This is a genomic window from Levilactobacillus lanxiensis, from assembly GCF_016861655.1.
In the GTDB taxonomy this organism is placed as follows: domain Bacteria; phylum Bacillota; class Bacilli; order Lactobacillales; family Lactobacillaceae; genus Levilactobacillus; species Levilactobacillus lanxiensis.
This window is the reverse complement of sequence record NZ_BOLN01000007.1, coordinates 74,777-98,176: the sequence shown is the minus strand read 5'-3', so window position 1 is coordinate 98,176 and position 23,400 is coordinate 74,777. Positions and strand designations below refer to the sequence as shown.

Genomic DNA, 23,400 nt, shown 5'->3' with positions numbered 1-23,400 from the left:
TGCGGCAGATTTATTTTTAAATCAGTCACCCTACTTTTTGTTAATTGTCGTGCTTGCCACGCTTGCCGAAGTACCACCATGAGCCACCAGTTACTGCGGCGATGGCAGCGGCAATTGCTCCCCAGAGAGTCGTGTGGTTGCTATCCGCTGATTTAACTGCGGAATCTCCATCAGTCGCTGAGTCTGCGGCGTTGCCACTCGTGGTCCCAGACTTGTCACTCGTCTTGTCGCTAGCTGATTTATCAGTAGCAGACTTGTCACTGGCAGACTTGTCGCTGTTGTCCGCTGGACTTGCTGCTGTGTCAGCTACCGTAGCTGGTGAACTAGCAGTCAGATCAACCATTGGTGCAGTGCCAGCAGCCGTGTTCGCAGCACCACCGTAGTTCAAGGTCGTTGCTGCAACTGGCGTCGTGCCTGAACCAGTGTTAGTCGTTGTGCCAGTTGCGCCAGCACCACTACCAGAACCTGAACCCGTTCCAGTGCCAGAACCGCTACCTGAGCCTGAGCCTGATCCACTTCCGGAACCTGAGCCGCTACCGGAACCTGAACCATTTCCAGAGTCGCCCTCGTTTCCAGTTTGTTCAGAATCAGAGTCGCTATCACTGTCAGAGTCGCTGTCAGAATCGGAACCGCTATCGGAGTCGGAGTCGCCACCGTTGTTGGATCCATCACCACCGCCAGAACCTGAGTCACTGTCGCTATCTGAGTCACTGTCGGAGTCTGAATCACTGTCGCTGTCAGAATCACTGTCGGAATCGGAATCGCTGTCGCTATCTGAGTCACTGTCGGAATCTGAGTCACTGTCGCTGTCAGAATCACTGTCGGAGTCTGAATCGCTGTCGCTATCGGAATCACTGTCAGAGTCTGAGTCACTGTCGGAATCAGAGTCACTGTCGGAGTCTGAATCACTATCGCTATCTGAATCGCTGTCGGAATCTGAGTCGCTGTCGCTATCGGAATCACTGTCAGAGTCAGAATCGCTGTCGCTATCTGAGTCACTGTCGCTGTCAGAATCGCTGTCGGAGTCGGAATCGCTGTCGCTATCTGAGTCACTGTCGGAGTCTGAGTCGCTGTCGGAGTCACTGTCGGAATCAGAATCACTGTCGGAGTCGGAGTCACTGTCGGAATCGGAATCACTGTCAGAATCTGAGTCGCTGTCAGAATCGCTGTCGGAGTCGGAGTCACTGTCGCTATCTGAGTCGCTGTCGGAGTCGGAATCGCTGTCGCTATCTGAGTCACTATCGGAGTCGGAATCGCTGTCGGAATCAGAATCACTGTCAGAATCTGAGTCGCTGTCGCTATCTGAGTCACTGTCGGAATCAGAATCGCTGTCGCTATCGGAATCACTGTCGGAATCGGAATCGCTGTCGGAGTCTGAGTCACTGTCGCTGTCTGAATCACTGTCGCTATCTGAGTCACTGTCGGAATCAGAATCGCTGTCGGAATCTGAATCACTGTCGCTATCTGAGTCACTGTCGGAGTCGGAATCGCTGTCGGAATCTGAATCACTGTCGCTATCTGAGTCACTGTCGGAGTCGGAATCGCTGTCGGAATCTGAATCACTGTCGCTATCTGAGTCACTGTCGGAGTCGGAATCGCTGTCGGAATCTGAATCACTGTCGCTATCTGAGTCACTGTCGGAGTCGGAATCGCTGTCGGAATCTGAATCACTGTCGCTATCTGAGTCACTGTCGGAGTCGGAATCGCTGTCGGAATCTGAATCACTGTCGCTGTCAGAGTCACTGTCGGAGTCGGAGTCACTGTCGGAGTCGGAGTCACTGTCGGAATCAGAGTCACTGTCGGAGTCGGAATCACTATCGCTATCTGAATCGCTGTCGCTATCTGAATCACTATCGGAGTCTGAGTCACTGTCGCTGTCAGAATCACTGTCGGAGTCTGAGTCGGAATCTGAGTCGCTGTCGCTATCTGAGTCACTGTCGGAGTCGGAATCACTGTCGCTGTCAGAGTCACTGTCGCTATCTGAGTCGCTGTCGCTATCGGAATCACTGTCAGAATCTGAGTCGCTGTCGCTATCTGAGTCACTGTCGGAATCTGAATCACTGTCGCTATCTGAGTCGCTGTCGGAGTCGGAATCACTATCGGAATCAGAGTCGCTGTCGGAGTCTGAGTCACTGTCGGAATCGGAATCACTGTCGCTATCTGAGTCACTGTCGCTGTCAGAATCGCTGTCGGAATCTGAGTCACTATCGGAGTCGGAATCACTGTCGCTATCTGAGTCGCTGTCGCTATCGGAATCACTGTCGGAGTCAGAATCACTGTCGCTATCTGAGTCGCTGTCGCTATCGGAATCACTGTCGGAGTCAGAATCACTGTCAGAGTCTGAGTCACTGTCGGCGTCGGAATCGGAATCGCTGTCGCTATCTGAGTCGCTGTCGGAGTCGGAATCACTGTCGCTGTCAGAATCGCTGTCGGAATCTGAGTCGCTGTCGGAGTCTGAATCACTGTCGCTATCTGAATCACTGTCGGAATCTGAGTCGCTGTCGGAGTCTGAGTCACTATCGGAATCGGAATCACTGTCGCTGTCAGAATCGCTATCGGAATCGGAGTCGCTGTCAGAGTCACTGTCGGAATCTGAATCGCTATCGGAGTCTGAGTCACTGTCGCTATCGGAGTCACTGTCGGAGTCTGAATCACTATCGGAGTCGCTGTCGCTGTCGCTATCTGAGTCACTGTCGGAGTCGGAGTCACTGTCGGAATCTGAGTCGCTGTCGGAATCGGAATCGCTGTCGCTGTCGGAATCGCTGTCGGAGTCGGAGTCGCTGTCGGAATCGGAATCGCTGTCGGAATCGCTGTCAGAGTCACTATCGGAATCTGAGTCGCTGTCGCTATCTGAGTCACTGTCGGAATCTGAGTCACTATCGGAGTCTGAATCACTGTCGCTATCTGAATCACTGTCGGAGTCTGAATCGCTGTCGCTATCTGAGTCACTGTCGGAGTCGGAATCGCTGTCGCTATCTGAGTCACTGTCGGAGTCGGAATCACTGTCGCTGTCGGAGTCGGAATCGCTGTCGCTATCTGAATCACTGTCGGAATCTGAGTCACTGTCGGAATCCGAATCACTATCGGAGTCGGAATCACTGTCGCTGTCAGAATCACTGTCGGAATCAGAGTCGCTGTCGGAATCAGAGTCGCTGTCGGAATCGGAATCACTGTCGCTGTCAGAATCGCTATCGGAATCTGAGTCGCTGTCGCTATCTGAGTCACTGTCGGAATCTGAGTCGCTGTCGGAGTCTGAGTCACTGTCGGAATCGGAATCACTGTCGGAATCGGAGTCGCTGTCGGAGTCTGAGTCACTATCGGAGTCGGAATCACTGTCGGAATCAGAGTCACTGTCGGAGTCTGAGTCGCTGTCGGAATCGGAATCACTGTCGCTATCTGAGTCACTGTCGGAGTCGGAGTCGCTGTCGGAATCACTGTCGGAATCAGAGTCACTGTCGGAGTCTGAATCGCTGTCGGAGTCCGAATCACTATCGGAATCGGAGTCACTGTCGCTATCGGAATCACTATCGGAGTCTGAGTCACTGTCGGAATCGGAATCACTGTCGGAGTCCGAATCACTGTCGCTATCTGAGTCACTGTCGCTATCTGAGTCGCTGTCGGAATCAGAATCACTGTCACTGTCAGAATCACTGTCGGAATCTGAGTCGCTATCGGAATCGGAATCGCTGTCGCTGTCAGAGTCACTGTCGGAATCTGAATCACTATCGGAATCAGAGTCTGAATCGCTGTCGGAATCTGAATCACTGTCTGAGTCGGAGTCGCTGTCGGAATCTGAGTCGCTGTCGGAGTCTGAATCGCTATCGGAGTCCGAATCACTGTCGCTGTCAGAGTCACTGTCGCTGTCAGAGTCACTATCGGAATCTGAATCACTGTCGCTATCTGAATCACTGTCGGAGTCGGAATCGCTGTCGCTATCTGAATCACTGTCGGAATCCGAATCACTGTCGGAGTCTGAGTCGCTGTCGCTATCGGAATCACTGTCGGAATCTGAGTCGCTGTCGGAATCAGAATCACTGTCGGAATCGGAATCGCTGTCGGAGTCGGAGTCACTGTCGGAATCGGAATCAGAGTCTGAATCGCTGTCGGAGTCTGAGTCACTGTCGGAATCTGAGTCGCTGTCAGAATCGGAGTCACTGTCGCTATCAGAATCGCTGTCGGAGTCTGAATCACTGTCGGAGTCGGAGTCACTGTCTGAGTCGGAGTCGCTGTCGGAATCCGAATCGCTATCGGAATCAGAATCACTGTCGGAGTCGGAATCGCTATCGGAGTCCGAATCACTGTCGGAATCAGAGTCACTGTCGCTGTCAGAGTCACTGTCGCTGTCAGAGTCACTATCGGAATCTGAATCACTGTCGCTATCTGAGTCACTGTCGGAGTCGGAATCGCTGTCGGAGTCGGAGTCACTGTCGGAATCGGAATCAGAGTCTGAATCGCTGTCGGAGTCGGAGTCACTGTCGGAATCTGAGTCGCTGTCAGAATCGGAATCAGAGTCTGAATCGCTGTCGGAGTCTGAGTCACTGTCGGAATCTGAGTCGCTGTCAGAATCGGAATCAGAGTCTGAATCGCTGTCGGAGTCGGAGTCACTGTCGGAATCTGAGTCGCTGTCAGAATCGGAGTCACTGTCGCTATCAGAATCGCTGTCGGAGTCGGAATCACTGTCGGAGTCGGAGTCACTGTCTGAGTCGGAGTCGCTGTCGGAATCCGAATCGCTATCGGAATCAGAATCACTGTCGCTGTCTGAGTCGGAGTCGCTATCGGAATCAGAATCGCTGTCGGAGTCGGAGTCACTGTCGCTGTCTGAATCACTGTCGGAATCCGAATCACTATCGGAATCTGAATCACTGTCGCTATCTGAGTCACTGTCGGAGTCGGAATCGCTGTCGCTATCTGAATCACTGTCGGAGTCGGAATCGCTGTCGCTATCGGAATCACTGTCGGAGTCGGAATCGCTGTCGCTATCTGAATCACTGTCGGAATCGGAGTCACTGTCGGAATCGGAGTCGCTGTCGGAATCAGAATCACTGTCGGAATCCGAATCGCTGTCGCTGTCTGAGTCACTATCGGAATCGGAGTCACTGTCGCTGTCAGAATCGCTATCGGAGTCTGAGTCGCTGTCAGAGTCAGAATCACTATCGGAGTCTGAGTCGCTATCGGAATCGGAGTCGCTGTCGCTGTCTGAGTCACTGTCGCTATCTGAGTCGCTGTCGGAGTCGGAATCACTGTCGCTGTCTGAGTCGGAGTCGCTATCGGAATCAGAATCGCTGTCGGAGTCGGAGTCACTGTCGCTGTCTGAATCACTGTCGGAATCCGAATCACTATCGGAATCGGAGTCGCTGTCGCTATCTGAATCACTGTCGGAGTCGGAATCACTGTCGCTGTCTGAGTCACTGTCGCTGTCAGAATCGCTGTCGGAGTCTGAGTCACTGTCGGAATCCGAATCACTATCGCTGTCGGAGTCGGAGTCGGAGTCGCTGTCGGAGTCACTGTCGCTGTCTGAGTCACTGTCGCTGTCTGAGTCGCTGTCGCTGTCAGAATCACCGTCGCTGTCAGAATCACTGTCGCTGTCGGAGTCGCTGTCGGAGTCACTGTCGCTATCGGAGTCGCTGTCGCTATCGGAATCACTGTCGGAATCGGAGTCACTGTCGCTGTCAGAATCACTGTCGGAGTCTGAATCACTGTCGGAGTCCGAGTCGCTGTCGCTATCCGAGTCACTGTCGCTGTCAGAATCACTGTCGCTATCTGAGTCACTATCGGAATCAGAATCACTGTCGGAGTCTGAGTCACTGTCGGAGTCTGAGTCACTGTCGGAGTCTGAATCGCTGTCGCTGTCAGAGTCACTGTCGGAGTCTGAGTCGCTATCGGAATCAGAGTCACTATCGGAGTCTGAATCGTTGTCGCTGTCAGAATCGCTGTCGCTGTCAGAATCGCTGTCGCTGTCAGAATCGCTGTCGCTGTCGGAGTCTGAATCGCTGTCAGAGTCTGAATCGCTGTCGGAATCTGAATCGCTGTCGCTATCAGAATCACTGTCGGAATCGGAGTCACTATCTGAATCCGTATCTGCAGCAATAGCCATGTTTGCATATGACTGTGCGTCAGAAGCGGCGCTAGAAGCGTGATCCTTAGCAGTCTGAGCGGCAGCGGCGGCTGACGAAGCTTCAGCTGCATAACTTGATGCTGCAGCGTTATCACTAGCTGCTTCAGCTGATGAAGCATTGGCGTGGGCCGTTGAAGCAGCGGCTGCGGCTGATGAAGCTTCGGCTGCAGCAGAAGTTGCTGTCGAGGCGGCCGTTGCAGCTTCAGCAGCGTAGCTAGAAGCCGTTGACCCCTTCACCGCGTAATCCGTAGACAGATCTGCGTAGGAGTTAGCCACACTTGCGTATTGACCAGCTTCGTTTGCGGCATCAGCGGCTAAGCTTGCTGATGATGAAGCCGCATCAGTTTGCGTCGTGTTAACTGTCAGGTAAGCCTGACCCAGAGACATGGTCGTGCTACCACTGGTCACAACCAGTGTGTAGTACCCTTGGTTACCAGCCGTCGCACCCGTCAAGTTCAGAGTTTCACTGGTTTGACCAGTTAGCTTCTGGCCTTGGCTACCGGCCGTTGCGGAGTAGTACCACTGGTATGAAACCTTTGTACCATCACTTGTCGTATCCATTTCTGGTGACCAGGTCAAATCGTCGCCGGCGTTAACCGCATGATCAGCTAAACCATTACCGATGGTCACATCTTTGCTGGCTGAGAATGAAGTCCCATCAGCATTGGTGATTGTCGCTGTAATCGTAATTTTCCCAGCGGAGGCTGCGGACGTTGGCGTTACCGTCCCATCAGCACTGACTGTGGCAATGGATTCGTCGCTACTAGTCCAAGTGATGTCCCCAGTGGCGTTGCCAGGATTGGTCGTTGCCGTGAAGACCCCTTCAGTTTGCGTATCTGAGCCATTCAGGATGTAATCATCCCCGGCAATGGTGATACCCGTGGCAGCAATTTCACTGTCGTAAACGTCGACCTGGGCTAAGTTACTGTAAAAGTCCCCAGTCACCGTATTGGTTCCTAAGAAACCAGCACCTGATTGGAACAGCAACGAACCAGTAAAGTCTTCGCTCGTTGTCACCGTCAGCGTGCTGGAAGCGGTTGCTAGCCCAGCGTACCACGGCGTGTTATCTTTGATCGTATAAGTGGCAATTTCTTTTCCACTAGCATCGTTGATACTACCTGATGACCCTTTAAGCGTTACCCACTTACCATTGATCTGCGTATACCAAGTCGTTGAGTGACTGATGTTAATGGCACCCAGACCTGTTTTGGCAGTCGAAGTTAAGCTAATCGTCTTGCCAGAAGTGGTTGAGGTAACGGCAGTCGGCTGTTGTGTAAACCCGCCAGAGACAACCATTCCTAACAGAACAAAGGCATCCCCTGATGGTTTTCCTTTATACTTACCCAGGTTATTGGAGTAAAGCACCGCGTAACTAGCAGCTTCAGTCGCAGCAGCGGCGGCTACTGTGGCTTCAGAGGCTAACTGGCTGGCAGAAACCAATTCTGCATCAGCGGCAGTGGAGTATTCACTGGCTGCGGCGAAACTACCTGCAGCAACTGCGGATGAGGCCGCTGCCATGTAACTGTTGGCGTCGTTGGTGGCTGCATCGGCAGCAGCGGCGGCGTACTGTGCGTCCTGTGCGTACGCAGCAGCGGCAGCCGTGTAAGAACCACCCAGACTGGTATTTTGTGTCATCGTAGCGGCTAAGGAAGCAGCGATGGATCCTGCTGCTTGTGCACTGGTAGCAGCGGCAGCATCAATGACAGCCGTTGAAGCTGCATTAACACTAACTGCTGAAGATTGGCCATCCACAATGATCTTGGTTGCTTCAGCAGCTGCGGAAGCACCAGAACTAGCGGCTTCGGTCGCCCATTTGAGATACGTTTTGGCGTTAGCTGCGGCGGTTGAGGCATCGGCTAAGCTACCGGCTGCCGCATGGGAAGCCGCTTCCGTTGCTTTAACGGCAGCCATTGACGCGTTGCTTGCCGCATCCGTATTGGCAGCGATTGCAGCCGCATTAGCTGCAGAGGCTGCATCTTGATACAGCGGTGCTGAAGCAAATGCGTTGGCCGCATCAGCAGCATTAGAGTTGGCAATGTTGGCTTGATCAAGTGCCTGACTGGCTGCACCAGCGGCAGCGGCAGCATAACTGGAAGCCAAGTAATTAGCAGCGGCTTCTTGCTTTTGAGCAGCCGTGTAGGTATCTGCCACTAATCTCGTTGCATCCGCAGCGGCGGAAGTCGTCAAGACGCCGTATGAATCGGCATCTGCTTGTGCAGCAATCGCATCAAGTGCTGCGGATTGGGCAGCGGAGTAATTATTTTCTGCTTCATAAGAGGCTGCCAAGCTGCTAGCGCTGTTGGCTGCAGTAGCGGCCTTCACAGCTAACGTCGCGTAACTAGCCGTGTTCTTCGTGTAGTTAGCCGCACTTCTAGCGTAATCTTGAACCGTAACGTCGGAAACAAGATCCGTCGTGCTGGCCAACAGGTCGTAAGCCGCATTGGCTGAACTAGCCATTGAGGAAGCTAACGCTGCGGTCGCATCTGCAGCAGCGGCGGCACTCGAAGCTTGATCCGTGTAATTACCATTGACGTCAGAAACGACAACCGTGATAACGTTGGACGACGTTGAGAAGGTAGACGAGTGCGTATTTATAGTGAGGTAAGTTGCCTTTTTTGTCCCACTAACCTTCAAGTAGTAGTAGTACGTCCCCGCTGAAGTATAAGTTGGTGTAAATTTCTGTGAGGTCGCCGTGGACGAACTAGTTGAAGCAACCGTCCAGTTCTTACCATCGGTAGATTCATACCAAGTATAAGTAGCTGAAGAAATTTTGTAGGATGATGATCCAATTTGAAGTGGGAAGGCATATGAGCCCAATGTCATGGCGTTAGTCAGCGTAACGCTCTGGCCCACGCTCACTGCTGTCGATGAACTCGTCAGTGTGTTGGTCGTTCCACCAATGGCACTCGTATCTTCTTCTTCATTTTCATCAATGCCTTGGGCGTCCGTTTCATAAGCTGCGGCCAAGGAAGCGGCACTAGAAGCACCTTCCAAGTTCAAAGCAGCGTCGGAAGCAGCCGAACTAGCCACCCGAGCTAATGAAGCAGCGTCGGCGGCACTAGTTGCAGCGGCAGCCGTTGAAGCGGCTGAGCTGGCCAGGTTAGCGGAAGAGGTAACTGCTGCTGCAAATGACGCAGCGCTTTCCGCGTATTGCTTGGATTGGTCCCCTTTGTAGCCACTAGCTTCTGACGCAAACGAGTTGGCTGTGCTGGCGTAACCAGCGGCCAAAACTGCGCTTGAAGATGCCTTCACTGCTGAATCACTAACTGCCAGAGACGTTGCCGTCAGGGCAGCGGATTGGGCAGTTGAGTTCGCCGTGCTGGCCGCATTGTAAGCATCTAGTGCTTGACTAGAAATCCCATTGGCTGAGATCAGCGCGGCACTAGCTGCTTCGTAGTCCCCACTCAGGGCAGCGCTGTTGGCTACACTGTATTGGGCTTGGGCGTCGCCAGCTAAGGATGTTGCTAAGGATGAAGCGTTGGCTGCGTCTGAAGCGGCACTGTTAGCCGTTGCGTAGGCCGCAACTGCCGCCGCGTTACTGGTATCGTATTGCGTGGCGTTGTAGGCGCTACTTGCGGCAGCGGCGGCAGCAATGGCTGCTTCGCTAGCTGCAGCAGCGGCTGAGAACGTTGGCAAATTAGCGCTGCTAACCATGTCTTTCAAACCAACAGCAGCGGCTGATTTGGCAATTGCCGCGGTACTAGAAGCCAGGTTGGCGTATGACGTTGCGTTACTTGCGGCCGATTTGGCTGCGGTCAAAGCGGATACATAATTGTTCATTAAGCTGTCTGAATCGCCCATGCCATCAGCAACCGCTTGTTTGTAACCAGAAGCTAAACTGCTGTAGTAATGCGTTAACTCAGAAGCCGTGTCCGTCTTTGCTGCGTAGCTACTGGTTGCCGTGTAGGCGTTATTCACGTCACTCGTTGGCACCAGCGCTGCATAACTACTAGCGGTCGTGGCACTGGCCTTGGCAGCAGCGGCTGCACTGGCGGCGGCACTCGCATCGTTGTCAGCATCCGTGGTGACCTTAGTCTCATCAGATGTCCCCACCGTCACGGTATCGTTTTCAGCTACGGGCGTGACAACGGCCTTCTTAGTCGTCGCAACCTTCGCAACTGTCTTGGTCACGTTGGTACTCAGTGTGACGTCCGTCTTAACGTTGGCAGCGGCACTAGAAGCAACACTTGCAGCGTCCGTCGTTGACGTTGCTGCACTAGTCGTGACCGCGCTAGTGGCGGTTGCCGTGGTGGCACTACTAGTGTTGCTTGAAGATGAAGCGGCTGAACTGCTGGCGTCGGAAACCGATGCAGATTCAACTACCGCTTTAGATGATTCGCTTGAGGCTGCTGAGCTGGCAGCGCTAGTCTCGCTGCTCGCACCTGCACTACTGGCTGTTGATGCACTCTTCTGTTCCTGCTGATCTGCTCCCGAACTCGTTGAGCTGGCAGCTGATGTGGCGACTTTACTACTATTGGTTGCGTCATCCGTGCTCGTTGCATCCGCACTAGCTGACATCGTTCCTGCACCTAATAACGAAAAGGATGCCAATGCAGCGAAGACCCAGGTCTTCCCTACCTTGTACATCTTGTACCGTAATTTAGGGTCGCCGTTAAAAGCTTTATTCCGCATGAATTTCACTTTTAATCGTCCTCCTTAAAAGTTGTCTTTGTGATAGATGAGTGACAATCGCTACTCCTAGTGATTGAGTTTCCCATAAATTAATTAGCTTACATTGAATGGTCTATACACATTTCCCTAATAAAGGGTCTCCCCTATAAACCATCCCCTGACAATTGCTATTCTAGCATAGATTTACTCTACGCACTGTTTTAAAGATAAATTTATTGATAATATTTCTAAGATTTCGCTAAAACTATGTTAATTGTTAAAACTATCACATCAAACTTTTTGCCGTCATTTTATCTGCAAAGTTAGAATTATTAAGCCAATAATCAGCCTTTTTCCTGATTAGTTCAGTTTATAAATCGCGTTAAATTAGGGTTTATGAAGTGTTAATTAATTGTTACCTTTCTATCGTGCGATAAATACAGGGGTTATACCATTAACTGTTCTAAATTCGTAAAAACATATTCATAGTTTCGAAAAATTATATTTTGATGAAAATATTGTCCATACGACGATTTATGCGCAAATGGTTATTGGCCATTTTTACGCTCAAAAATCAAGCATTTAGTTTAGAAATCCTTAACTTTTCACGTAAATCAGTTTACTGTGCACACACATTTCTAAATGTGTAACATTAATATTCTTCGCAATTTTAACTATTTTATTCATCCGTCTATTAATCCATTTATATTTTGACTCGGCCGATATCGCCTCAGGTCATCAGCTTTCAGAAACCGTTTTCATTGCCAACTTGTCAAATTTCGGCTAGTCATCCCCGTATAAACCACCAACAATTGGATATTTATCGACACAAAAATCCCGCCAACAGACTGCGTTGACGGGACCTTTTATCTAGATTATTCAGTTTACAAGCTCGTTAGTGATAACCGCTGCCATGTCATCTGGCAATGGTGCGTAGCAGGTGATCCACTTGCCTAGGAACGGCTGATAGAAGCGCAAACGTGCGCAGTGCAGGGCTTGGCGGTGAATCCAGGGGTTGGTTTGTTTGCCGTACAACCAATCTCCCACTAGCGGGTGCCCAATTGACTGGCAATGGACCCGAATTTGATGGGTCCGCCCGGTATGGAGCTTGAGGGCTAGTAAGGTGGCCGAACGAGACCGACCCCGGACCCAGAACTCTGTCTGGGCCGCGCGCCCATCTGGCCGAACGGTTCGTTTGATAAAGGAGTCCGCCGCCCGCCCAATTGGTTCGTCGATCAGCTGGTGATCCACGGAGATTCGGCCAGTTGCCAGCGCAATGTAGCGTTTGTCCAGTGCGTGATCCTTCAGCTGCTTATCCAGGATGGAATGGGCAAAGTGATGCTTGGCAAACAGCACCGCCCCACTAGTCTCCCGATCCAAGCGCGTCACAATATGGGTGACCGTGCTGGGCGCGTGAATCGCCGTCAGGTGCCCTTTGACCCGATTAGCTAACGTATCATCTGGATACAGGTGCGACGGCACAGAGGCCATCTCAGCCGGCTTATTGACGACCAAGAAGTGCGGGTCCTCATAGAGGATGTCCAGCGGCTTAAACGAGGTTGCCACGTGGTCGTTGGCCTGCTCCGGTGGCAGCTGTAGCCCCACCGTTTGCCCCGGCTGAGCCATCGCAATCACCCGGACCTCGACCCCATCCAGCGTGATGATGCCGCCGTGAAATTTCACGCGTTTCAAAAAGGTGCGGGTGACCCCGTGGGCCATCAGCACCGTGCGTACGTGGACCGGGCTCTCACCGGTCACTGTCCATTTAAAATTGATCATGCGTTCTCCCTTCCGATGAAGGAAGCCTCGACCCGTTGCCAGAAATGGGTATGGCGATACTCAGCGAAGGCGATGCGTTGCCGCGCAATGCGGTACGAGATGGCCTTGATAGGCCGGCCTTCGATGCCAAGCTGATCACACATTAAGACGTTGTCGGTCGGGTCCGTGGGTTCGATGCGAATCCATTCGTCCGCTGGGATAATCAGGGGGGACCCCAATGTCCGGAAGACTAAATTGTTAATGGACGCAATCTCTGCCATTTGAATCGCGTTGAACCGCGGGTTGAGCACTGCCCCGCCCACCGACTTGTTGTAGGCCGTGGAACCGGTCGGCGTCGAAATGCACAGGCCATCCCCCCGAAAACTTTCGAAGAGTTCGTCCTTGATGTACACGTCCGCGACCATGGTCCCAGAGACCTTTTTAATGGTGGATTCGTTTAAGGCCAGTGCCTGATCCGAGTGCGTGCCATCCGCGTAGTCGACCTGAATCGACAATAGTGGATAGCTCACGCTTTGGCCGTTGTCGTCGGCCAAACTGTCGACCAGCTCCTGGACCTCGAAGTCCCGCCAGTCGGTGTAAAAGCCCAGGTGGCCGGTATGAATCCCGACAAAGCGGACCTTGTCGAGTCGGTCATTGTAATGGTGGAACGCGGACAGCAGCGTGCCATCCCCGCCGACCGTGACCACGATATCTGGGTTCAGACTATCGATGGTCACCCCCGCAGCCTCTAAGCCACGGTGCAGCGCCGTCGCCACCTTCTGTGAGGACGGGCCGTTATTACTAAAAATGGAAACCTTCATAACTAATCTTCCTTATTCTGGTGAGGCGTTCCATCCACATCGCTCTCATGCTTCGGCGTATATTGCTGGGCCTCTTGAATTTCTTCACGAATCTCGGACATTTCCGTGTCCAACTTAAAGGCGGCCTCGGCTGCCCGTTGCAGGCGGTCGCTGAGTTCCTCAGGAAAGGCGCCCTGGTATTTGTAATTTAATGAATGCTCGATGGTGGCCCAAAAGTTCATGGCCAGCGTCCGCACCTGAATCTCGGCCAGAATCTTCTTCTCACCGGAAACCAGCTGAACTGGATATTCCACCACAATATGGTAAGACCGATAACCACTCGGCTTCTCATTATGGATGTAATCCCGTTCCTCTAGAATCGTCAGGTCGGTCCGCCGCCGTAACAGGTCGACGACTTGGTAAATGTCTTCCACGAACTGACACATGATCCGCAAGCCCGCAATGTCTTGCATATCCTGTTCCAGCCGTTCCTCGGCCACGTGGCGCCGGGACATCTTTTCCTTGATGCTGGGGACTGGCTTGACCCGACCCGTCACGAACTCAATCGGCGGCCGCTCATTTTTATTTTCAAATTGCTTGCGGATACCGCGGAGCTTCACCTTGAGCTCACTCACGGCCTGTTGATAGGGCAATAAAAATTGATCCCAGTTCGTTACCATAATGACTATCCCCCAACCTTAATTCCACGTCTACCCGGTGATTTTCTCTCGGGTAAAACATGACTCATCTCTCGATTTTACCATATTTCTTCAGCAACTGAGAGTAATTACCTCATTAATTTGTTAAACATTTCACTTATCGTTTGACGAAAGGACCGCCTCCCTTTTACGAGGCGTTTAGCTTTACGTCCGCGCAAAAATGTTGCATGATAGGGTTGCGTTTTAAACGAACGGTCTTCACCTCAAACAAACGTTCCAATTGCTATTTTTTGAAATTTTGGTAATGTAGTGGTATTGTTACTTTTTGTTTGGCGACCCTTGCTGATTGCCAACTAGGACAGGTATAGGAGGAAGCAATGTGTTAGAAGTCTATTTGTTCGTCAACCCGCTCGGTGCGCGTTGTATGCGTTCTGAACGAAATATCATGCGGTTGGCCGATCATCTTAATAGCAAGGTGTCGTTCCAGTTTGTTCCGTTGCTTAACCAACAGATCATCGCGCAATCCCTCTCTTCGCGGCCAACGCTCGCTGAGAGAAACGCGCGCTTCAACGTCACCTACCAAGCAATTTTGGCTTATAAGGCCGCCCTTTTTCAAGGAAAGCGTAAGGGGCGCAAATTCCTGCTCAACATGCAGGATGCCGTTGTCAGTCAGCACCAAAGTTTTACGGAAGAACTGACTTTAGAAATGGCCAAGAAGTGCCACCTGGACCTCGACATGTTCACGGAAGACTGTCAATCTGATCTGGCGAAACAAGCCTTCAAGACGGATCAAAAGTTAGCGGCTGAAATGAAGATCGAACAATCCTCATCCGCTGTGATTTTTAACTGTGATGTTTCCGACTGTGGGTTGCTCTTAAACGACGTGACTTATGATGCCCTCTGCGACGTCTGTGAAAGCCAAGGCGTTGCCACGAAAGAAATGTTAATGGCTGAACCTAATTATCAAACTAATGAACAGGCGACTTCATTAATGCTGGGGAACAATCAACCCAACCTACGTGTGTTGTAGTTTCGTAGCTTGTTCAACTTAAAAACTGGCTTCGTAAAATCTGCGTGATTTTACGGGGCCAGTTTTTTCGTGCGGGTAATCTCGGTCAGCACGTTGTGGGCAGGCCATCTAAATTTTGACTGGTCCGGGGTGTCTCCAACTCACGAATCATCCGCTTAATTGTAAATGTAAGTGATACATTCCACTACCGAATTAGAATGCAATATGGTATGATTGACCCAACTATTTTGTTGAACTGAAGGGAAAACTTATGCGAACAGCTATCGTTACGGACACCGCCTCCTACCTCACCCCTGAACAGATCAAGCAATTTCATATCGTGGTTCTGCCCATCACCGTGATTTTGGGTGGCCAGCAGTACGCCGAATCCAAGTTAAGTCTGAAGACGTTCTACGACTACCTAAAGACGGATCAGGAGCTTCCCACCACGGCGCAGGTCTCCCTGGGCCAGATTGAAGAAGCCTACGACCGGCTGGCCGACGAAGGCTATGACGAAATTATTTCGATTCACCTATCCAGTGGAATCACCTCGTTCATGAGCAACCTCAAGATGTTCTGCCGGACTTACACCAAGGCCCACATCTACCCGGTCGATTCCCTGGTCGCCAGTGCCGGCGAGGCCAACCTGTGCCTGTTAGCGGGCCAATTGGTCGCTAACGGCAACGCAGCCGCCGACATCGTCCCGCAACTCGAAGACTTGCGCGATACCATGAACGTGTACTTTGCCGTGGACAACCTGAGCCATTTGGCCCGGACCGGTCGCCTCAGTAACCGTTCGGCCATCATTGGTAACCTGCTCAACATCAAGCCCCTCCTGACGTTCAACGACGAGGGCAAGATCATCGCCATTGGCAAGGAACGAACCATGAAGAAAGCCTTCCACTACATGACCGATAAGCTCCAGGAGACGTTGACCCAGGTCGACTATCCTCTGTTGGTCACGGTCATCAACGCCAACAACGCTGACCTAGCCGACGACTGGGACGCCGCGCTCACCGACCAATTTCCAGAAGTCCGTGTGGTCCAGAGTCAACTCGGCCCCGCCATCAGCGTCCACACCGGTGAAAAGACCATGGGCCTGATTTGGCAACGCGACTGGCAATCCTACTAAATTTAATCTGCATGCAACCCAAAGAGACTGATCACTGCCCAATTACGGGTGGGTGATCAGTCTCTTTTTTTACGCGTTATTTCTTTAATTCATGGGCCAGTTGGCTGAATTCAGCTAAGCGGTCATCAAACGTCTTAAACGCCGTCTGCAGGTAATCTGGCTGCGTCATATCGACGCCGGCCTTCTTCATCACGTTCAGTGGCAAGTCGGAGCTCCCAGACTTCAGGTAGTTCAGATAAGCCTCGCGCTTGGCGTCATCCCCACTCAACACGCGTTGGGCCAAGGTTGTTGCGGCCGCGAAACCAGTGGAATACTGGTAAACGTAGTAGTTGTAGTAGAAATGTGGAATCCGCGTCCACTCGTCAGCGATTTGGGGATCGGACACGACCCCGTCGCCGTAGTAACGCCGGTTCAGGTCACCGTAGAATTTACTCATGAAGTCGGCCGTCAGAGTCTCCCCGGCAGCGGCTTGCGTGTGAATGTAATCTTCAAATTCAGCGAACTGGGTCTGCCGGTAAACGGTCCCCTTGAACCCATCCAGGTAGTGGTTCAACACGTAAGCCCGTACCTGGGGATCCGTTTGCGTCTTCAGCAGGTAATCCGTTAAGAGGTTTTCGTTCGTCGTCGATGCAATTTCGGCCACAAAGATGGAGTATTCCCCGTACTGGTAGGGTTGGTTCGTCCGGGTGTAGTGACTGTGCATGCTGTGACCCATTTCGTGGACCAGCGTGAACAGGCTTTCCAAGCTGTCCTGCCAGTTCAACAGGATGTAAGGTTTGGTGTCGTACATCCCACCGGAATAGGCCCCCGTGCGCTTGCCTTCGTTTTCCACGACGTCAATCGCGCGGGTATCGAACATCTTCTGCACGTTGGCCACGTAATCGGGACCGAGCACGCTCAGCGCCTTCAAGGCTTCCTGTTGGGCTTCCTCGTAGGTGTAGCTCAGGCTAGGTTCCCCGGTGATTGGCGTGTACAGGTCGTACATGTGCAGTTCGGGCAGGCCCAGGATTTCCTTACGCAGGTTCACGTACTGGTGCAGGGAATCCAAGTGATCGTTGACCGTCTTGACCAGCGTATCGTAAACCACGGCGGGCACGTTGTTGGCACTCATCGCGGCTTCACGGGCACTGGCATAATGACGAACGTCAGCGTTAAAATTATGCGTTTTAACTTCGCTAGCCAGCGTGGAGGCAAAGGTGTGCCGGAATTGTTGATAGACGCTGTACAGGGCCTTAAAGGCCTGTTCACGAACGGCTGGCGTGGTGGATTCCAGCAGGACCCCATAGAGGCCTTCGGAGAGCCGAACGTCATCACCCTTTTCGTCCTGAACGACGGGGAACTTCAAGTCGGCATCGCTCAGCACGCTGTAGGTCTTCGATGAGGCGGCGAAAATGTCGCTGGCCCCCGCCAAGAGCTTTTCTTCTTGAACGGACAGTGTGTGGGCCCGTTGTTGCCCTAAGACGTCAAAGATGTGTTGATACGCCGCTAATTTCGGCTCAGCATCGATCAGCTTTTGTAGGTCAGCTGGGTCCAAGGCCAAGACTTCTGGCTCGAACCAGGACGCTGCTGCCCCAACGGTTGCCAAGAGGCCTTCCGCCTGACCCATTAAGGCTTGAGCGGCCGCATCGCCGGTATCCTGATCATTCTTCAGGGAGGCGTAAACGTAAACGCGTTCTAACTGGCGTTCCAGGTCAAAGTTGGCCTTGGTCACGCGGTACAGGTCGGCACCGCTCTGGGATAATTGCCCTTTCATGGCGGCCATCTTCGTCGCTTCGGCTTGGACGTCCTTCACGGCAGCTTTAAAGGCCGCATCATCGGGGTAAATCGTGGTTAAGTCCCAGGTCAGGGCCGTGGGAACTGCGGAACGTTTGGGAATTTGTTTCAAATTTCTCATCCTCCTTTAACATTGCATAGCAATATTTTACCACTTTCACCCGTACCATTGGGAAATCAGCCCAAAATTTTCTCATCATTTTCTAACCAGGCGGTATAATCTGCATCCCAATGCGGTTCCGAGATAACTTGCCAACCGGTCGTGGTGCGTTTGATCAGGTCGGCTTGGGTCAAATCGGCTAATAAATCGTCAATGGCGGTCAAATAAGCCGTCTGCCCCGTAAACCGGACGGCCGTGACCTCGCCACCCACTAGCTGAAAGGCGGTCCACGCTAAGCGCTCCAAAGTATCCGTCAGCACGTTCGACCGTTCAAACAGCCATGCCGCCAAAATGATGCGCCAAAGTAACAGCCCACGGCCAAAGATAGGCGCCGTAACTGTCACCGTTGCCAACACCTGAGGGAACCCGGCCAGATGATGCCCGGTCAAATAAACCGCCGTCTGTAAGGGCTTAAGTGCGGTGGACGACCGGTGCAAATCGCGATCCAGTTCCCACCGAAATCGCGCCAGATTCGGTTGCGCCCACCACAAGCGGCGCTGCGACCCGGCCGACAAGTCAGTCACGTTCGTAAGCCAAACCGACTGACACTGGTACTCACCGGTAATCGCCTGACAGATGTGATGGTCGACCCGTAGTTGGTGGCGGTCCACATCCCAGAATAACAGGCAAAGCCCCCACCCGTTTAACCAGCTGGCAAAGCGGTCGATCAGGTGCCACCCCAATTTTTGCTTGGCGAACCGGCTCCCCAGCAACCAGAGTGGATACACGCCCAAGCCTTGATAGCCTCGCGTCCGTTCGGCGACCTCGTCACGATTGATGGGGCTACACTGAAATTCCAGGGCAATCGGCCGCGGCTGGTGGGCAATCCAACAGTCGGCCCGCTGGGCAATGCTGGGCAAGATTCGCTCCAAGGTGATGGCTCCCCAGGGCGCAAAGAACTCAGCCAATTGGCGTTTCCCCAGCACGTGCTGGGCCGTCTCCCCTTCCCCCTTAACCGTGCACGGCGACTGTGGACGGTGGGCAAAATACGGCTGCACCCGCGTCCCATGGTGTAAGACCACCTGTTGCTGACACGCCGGACACACGTACGACCGCCCCCGCCCAGCATTCTTCGCATCCACCAACTGTTTTTCTCGCGCCGCAATCAACATCAAACATCCCTCCTCACAGGTTAACTCCGTAAAGGACGGCCAAATGTTCGTAGAAAAATAAAAAAATCCGAATCCTTGGAATGGGATTCGGATTGGAGATTTATATTTTAAGTAGTCGTTGAGGCAAATGCGCACCAATCACACAGCTAAATTAGAAACGGATTTACGTGCAGACAGTGAAAATGCGCCTAACCAGTCTGAGTGACCACAGGATAGTCAGATTGAACTCGCCAATAACGACTATCCAGACAACACCTGGACAATTGCAGGGATAGTGAACAACGCACGTGATGTCAGTGACCAGAGGTGGGCCAAGGTGGCCGGCTGTGTCGATGGTCTTAGCTGAATGATTTTCTCAGCTTAGACCATGGGCCGACCTTTGAGACCGCTCCTCAGGCTCAAAGTCGAGGCGTAAGCCCGCCTCTCAGGCTGGAGCCGGGCCCCATAGCAGGCCACCTTGAGCCCACCGTCGGGAACGGCAAAACCAACCTGCGTTTTCACCATACTTAGCAGTTAAGCCTTGGAAACTCGCGATTCACAGCGAGGTTTCAAGGCGAGGACCCAGACCGCCTCTCAGGCTGGGGTCGTTTCCCACAGCAGAGCAGGTTGAACCCGCCGCCGGGAACGCATGACTAGCTCGGGTTAGGCCTTGGCTGGAAAATGGGCGATGACTTGGTAGATGGGTCCCTTAGCCGAGAACTTTTGCTCGTACTCCGTCTGGATATCTTCCACGTCATCGGTTGCGGCGTGCAGGTCGAGCCAGACGCCATCGAAGACCATCCCGAAGTTGTTCAAGCTCCCTAAGGAATACTCAAACAAGCCGCGGTTGTCGGTCTTGAACTGAACGGACCCTTCTGGCTGAAGGACGTCGGCGTAGTGGGCCAAGAAGACCGGTGAGGTTAACCGGCGTTTCTCATGACGCGTCTTAGGCCATGGATCAGAGAAATTCAGGTAAAGTCCCGCAACTTCACCAGCGGCGAAGAACGTGTTGATGGCTTCACCATCCGTGTGAACCAATTGGATGTTCGTCAGTTCACTAGCCACGACCTTTTTCAGGGCGGCCGCAATCACAGAAAATTGGATTTCGATGCCGATAAAGTTGTGGTCGGGGTGCGCTTTGGCCATTTCAACGATGAACTGCCCCTTCCCGGTCCCAATTTCAACGAATAAGGGTTGGTTCTTCGGGAAGCGACTCTGCCAGTTGCCCTTCAAGGGTTCTGGTTCGGCCACCAATCGTTCGGTATGTTCGGCCACATAGTCCTTGGCCCACGGTTTATTACGTACACGCAATGTAAAATCCTCCTTGTTAGCACAACGGCGGGCGCGAGGTTTGTCCCCGCTCCCGCCGACGTTATTTAATCAGTTACTGACTCACGCGTCAGCTTTTCGAGTAAAATTAAATGTTGATTCATGATTTGAAAACGCTGTTGGTGGAAGCTCTCCGCGATAACGCTCAAGCAGTGCACCCGCGCATACCAGTTGACCCGTGCGGTCAGGTCCGGCGTTGTCGTCTCGCCGTAATCCTGTAACCAGCGCTGCCACTCTTCCAGGGGCACGTACTCACAGAGCAGTGCGCCCAGGTCGAAGGCGGGATCAGCGAACGTGGCTGCGTCCCAATCCACCAGGTAAAGCCGTTGGCGGTCGGATAACAACCAGTTCTTATGATTCAAATCACCATGACAAACTTCATAATGCGTCTTGGGCAGTTGCGGTTGCTCGTTTTGCAAGGTCGCAAAGGCTGATTGGATCAGCGGATGTTGGCGCAGGTCAGCGGCTAAGGCTGGCTGTAAGCGAGTTAACAACTGGGCGGGCGTGGTAAATCGTCCGCCGACTTTTAATAACATATCATGAAGCAGATGGGAATGATGGACCCGGTGGAGCAAGCGGGCAACCCGCTCTTCACGCATTTCACTGCGCCGCAACGTCCGGCCGTTTAACCATTCCTGGGCCGTCATGACGTCGCCCGTGGCCAAGCGTTTGGTCCAGACGAGCCGCGGCGTAATGCCCTCCATGGAGAGAGCCGCTAGAAACGGTGACGCGTTTTGTTTTAAGAACACCTTTTGTGACGCCTTGGTTCCCATGTACGCTGTGCCCGTATTACCGCCCAGCGGATACAAACTCCAGCCGTCACTAATATCTAGTGCCATGCGTGCCACCCCTCCTCGATTTGTCAGCTATTATTAATTCTATGGGGAAATGGCAGCCACGTCAAGCCTTATTTTTATCGGCGCGCGCTAACCGTTGCGGCGTGTAGATTCTAGCAAGATACCAAACTTCGACAGCCTCGACCAACAAGGTGATCCCCGCTGTTTCCAACTGCCGGTTGGCAATCACGACGACCACCCACAACAGGAGCGCCGTCGTGCTGAGAATCAGCGTAACCAATTTGACGAAACTCTTGAGCCGAAACTCTGGCAGGACGGGATAGACGTGCGTGAAGACCACGTCGTCGTACTGCTGGAAGAATGGCAGGAGCTGGAAACCAATCAGATAGATGAACAGCGCCGCCAGAAAAACGGGCAACCACTGTCCCCGCACGAAGTACAGCAGGAGCATGCCGATAACCGTCAGTCGAACGACCAACCCACTGAAATCGGTGCCCCGGACCATCCCGCGGCTAAACAGGTACAGGTACGTTTGGCTGTGCTTGGGTTTGATCCCGGTAAACAGCCAGTCCAGGTAACGCCGCCGCTTGATGGTGCCCGAAACCATGGGTACCTCCGTAAAGAGATTGAAGAAGCGGTAAATCCCCAGCATCCGGTTGTCTTCGAGCTTGATCTGCTCACGCCAACGAATCTGTTGCTTTTGCCAGTGTTGTTGGAACCAAACGGCCACTGCCCCGTCAACGACGAGAGCCAGTACCAAGGCCACGTAAGGCGTGACCCATAGGCCGGTGGCAATCACGATGATGGCCAGAAGCCACTTGAATCCCCACTGGTTCATCCGGCGTTGACCGGTCACCTGGTAGGCACTGGCTAGATCCAACCGTAGAAGGCTATCCTTCAAGACGATTTGAGCCACCGCCAGGATCAGAATCTGAGCCACGGTCCAGTGCAAAGCCACGCTCAGAAATGGTGCCAGAATAAACAGCGTGATGACCTGCGTACACTGCGCCAGAAACTGGCTGTAGCGCCGCGCGGCCACGAAGTAATCGTGCATGGCCCGCTCCTTTGGCAGGAGGAAGACGCGGTCGGCATCCTCAATCAGCGTTGCGAACCGGCCAATCTGAGCCACGATGACCAGGACCAGTAACGCCACCACCGGCGCCCACCACAGGCCCGGCTTTAACGATTTTAAAATGTTGGAGTAGCCCAATCCCAGGCCACCCATGAAGAACAGCAACGCAAAGACGAAGAAATCATTGAACACCAGCCGCAAATACTTGGCCATTTCCCGGAGATGGCGCTGCAGCCGGTTCTTGAATAAATCTTTCATGCGCGGTCGACCTTGGTCATCGACAGGTAAATATCATTCAGCGATTCCCCCGCTTCCGGAAGAGCGGCTTGCAATTCGCTGAGAGTGCCTTCGGTCTTGACCTGGCCATCGTGCAAGAGCACGAAGCGGTCACAGTACCGTTGGGCCGTGTCCAACACGTGGGTCGACATCAAGATGCTGGCCCCGGTCTTCTTACGGGCTTCGATTAAGTTTAAGAGGTCGTTGACGGCCAATGGGTCCAGGCCCAAGAAGGGTTCATCGATGATAAACAGCTTGGCTTGGGTCAAAAAGGCACAGACAATCATGACCTTTTGCTTCATTCCCTTGGAAAAGTTGGCGGGGAACCAGTCAAGCTTGTTGTCTAATCGGAACGTCTTCAACAAGTCATGCGCCGTGACCCAGGCCTTCTCCTGGTCCAGATCATAGGCCATCATGGTCATTTCCAAATGTTCTCGCAACGTGAGCTCCTGATAGAGCACCGGCGTTTCGGGAATGTAAGCAATCTGTTGTTTGTAGGCTTGGCTATCCTGATCGATAGTCACGCCGTTCAGACTGATTTTCCCCTTGTGGGGGGTCAGTAGGCCAATCACGTGATTAATCGTAGTCGACTTCCCGGCCCCGTTCAATCCAATGAGCCCAACTAATTCACCGTCTTTAACGTCAAAACTGATATCTTTTAAGACGGGAATTTGTGAGTAACCACCCACGACATGGCTGACTTCTAGTGCCATTATGCATCCCTTCATTTCCTTTGAATTAACCGCCCTATTATACCATACGTGGCCTTAGGGTTGCTTTTATCTTTGTTGGCGGGGTGGGCCTTCGTCCGCTTGACT

12 protein-coding genes are annotated in these 23,400 nt (G+C 52.8%); 2 read left to right on the top strand and 10 right to left on the bottom strand.

The window, feature by feature from the left end; genetic code table 11:
- Positions 1-40: 40 nt before the first annotated feature.
- From JUF22_RS09535 to yjbM, 4 genes are all read right to left on the bottom strand, one after another.
- Positions 41-10,747, bottom strand: coding sequence for a KxYKxGKxW signal peptide domain-containing protein (locus tag JUF22_RS09535; protein WP_308439806.1), 10,707 nt, complete (start codon positions 10,745-10,747; stop codon positions 41-43).
- An 858-nt stretch (positions 10,748-11,605) separates the two neighbouring features.
- A complete protein-coding gene (locus tag JUF22_RS09530; protein ID WP_203645991.1) occupies positions 11,606-12,505 on the bottom strand; it encodes an RluA family pseudouridine synthase in 900 nt (299 codons plus the stop codon).
- Complete coding sequence (locus JUF22_RS09525) at positions 12,502-13,305, bottom strand: NAD kinase (RefSeq protein ID WP_203645989.1); 804 nt, start codon at positions 13,303-13,305, stop codon at positions 12,502-12,504. Before JUF22_RS09525 ends, JUF22_RS09530 begins: the two co-directional genes overlap by 4 nt.
- 2 nt (positions 13,306-13,307) lie before the next feature.
- Positions 13,308-13,964 (bottom strand): GTP diphosphokinase, encoded by a 657-nt coding sequence (yjbM, locus tag JUF22_RS09520; protein ID WP_125763147.1) that lies wholly within the window; start codon positions 13,962-13,964, stop codon positions 13,308-13,310.
- A gap of 358 nt (positions 13,965-14,322) precedes the next feature.
- Here yjbM and JUF22_RS09515 point away from each other — a divergent pair, with 358 nt between their 5' ends.
- Positions 14,323-14,973, top strand: coding sequence for a DsbA family protein (locus JUF22_RS09515; protein WP_203645987.1), 651 nt, complete (start codon positions 14,323-14,325; stop codon positions 14,971-14,973).
- Between the two features lie 250 nt (positions 14,974-15,223).
- Positions 15,224-16,084 carry a DegV family protein gene (locus JUF22_RS09510; protein ID WP_203645985.1) on the top strand — a complete coding sequence of 287 codons (861 nt, stop codon included), beginning with the start codon at positions 15,224-15,226 and terminating at the stop codon, positions 16,082-16,084.
- A gap of 76 nt (positions 16,085-16,160) precedes the next feature.
- Here JUF22_RS09510 and pepF read toward each other — a convergent pair whose 3' ends face one another.
- From pepF to JUF22_RS09480, 6 genes are all read right to left on the bottom strand, one after another.
- Positions 16,161-17,978 (bottom strand): oligoendopeptidase F, encoded by a 1,818-nt coding sequence (pepF, locus tag JUF22_RS09505; protein ID WP_203645983.1) that lies wholly within the window; start codon positions 17,976-17,978, stop codon positions 16,161-16,163.
- Positions 17,979-18,034: 56 nt separating this feature from the next.
- Positions 18,035-19,129 (bottom strand): competence protein CoiA, encoded by a 1,095-nt coding sequence (locus JUF22_RS09500; protein WP_203645975.1) that lies wholly within the window; start codon positions 19,127-19,129, stop codon positions 18,035-18,037.
- 642 nt (positions 19,130-19,771) lie between these two features.
- A complete protein-coding gene (gene trmB / locus JUF22_RS09495; protein WP_203645973.1) occupies positions 19,772-20,419 on the bottom strand; it encodes a tRNA (guanosine(46)-N7)-methyltransferase TrmB in 648 nt (215 codons plus the stop codon).
- Positions 20,420-20,484: 65 nt separating this feature from the next.
- The gene (locus tag JUF22_RS09490; protein ID WP_125763159.1) at positions 20,485-21,276 is read right to left on the bottom strand and encodes a phosphotransferase family protein; all 792 of its coding nucleotides are present in this window, start codon (positions 21,274-21,276) and stop codon (positions 20,485-20,487) included.
- 61 nt (positions 21,277-21,337) lie between these two features.
- The gene (locus tag JUF22_RS09485) at positions 21,338-22,564 is read right to left on the bottom strand and encodes an ABC transporter permease (protein ID WP_203645971.1); all 1,227 of its coding nucleotides are present in this window, start codon (positions 22,562-22,564) and stop codon (positions 21,338-21,340) included.
- Entirely contained in the window at positions 22,561-23,295 is a 735-nt protein-coding gene (locus JUF22_RS09480; RefSeq protein WP_203645969.1) for an ABC transporter ATP-binding protein, read from the bottom strand. The genes JUF22_RS09485 and JUF22_RS09480 overlap by 4 nt, the downstream gene beginning before the upstream one ends.
- Positions 23,296-23,400: the final 105 nt, after the last annotated feature.

What these genes read in the sequence shown, in the direction of transcription:
- JUF22_RS09535 (WP_308439806.1), bottom strand. Translation starts at nt 10,747, where the DNA reads ATGCGGAATAAAGCTTTTAACGGCGACCCTAAATTACGGTACAAGATG.
- JUF22_RS09530 (WP_203645991.1), bottom strand. Translation starts at nt 12,505, where the DNA reads ATGATCAATTTTAAATGGACAGTGACCGGTGAGAGCCCGGTCCACGTA.
- JUF22_RS09525 (WP_203645989.1), bottom strand. Translation starts at nt 13,305, where the DNA reads ATGAAGGTTTCCATTTTTAGTAATAACGGCCCGTCCTCACAGAAGGTG.
- yjbM (WP_125763147.1), bottom strand. Translation starts at nt 13,964, where the DNA reads ATGGTAACGAACTGGGATCAATTTTTATTGCCCTATCAACAGGCCGTG.
- JUF22_RS09510 (WP_203645985.1), top strand. Translation starts at nt 15,224, where the DNA reads ATGCGAACAGCTATCGTTACGGACACCGCCTCCTACCTCACCCCTGAA.
- pepF (WP_203645983.1), bottom strand. Translation starts at nt 17,978, where the DNA reads ATGAGAAATTTGAAACAAATTCCCAAACGTTCCGCAGTTCCCACGGCC.
- JUF22_RS09500 (WP_203645975.1), bottom strand. Translation starts at nt 19,129, where the DNA reads ATGTTGATTGCGGCGCGAGAAAAACAGTTGGTGGATGCGAAGAATGCT.
- JUF22_RS09490 (WP_125763159.1), bottom strand. Translation starts at nt 21,276, where the DNA reads ATGGCACTAGATATTAGTGACGGCTGGAGTTTGTATCCGCTGGGCGGT.
- JUF22_RS09485 (WP_203645971.1), bottom strand. Translation starts at nt 22,564, where the DNA reads ATGAAAGATTTATTCAAGAACCGGCTGCAGCGCCATCTCCGGGAAATG.
- JUF22_RS09480 (WP_203645969.1), bottom strand. Translation starts at nt 23,295, where the DNA reads ATGGCACTAGAAGTCAGCCATGTCGTGGGTGGTTACTCACAAATTCCC.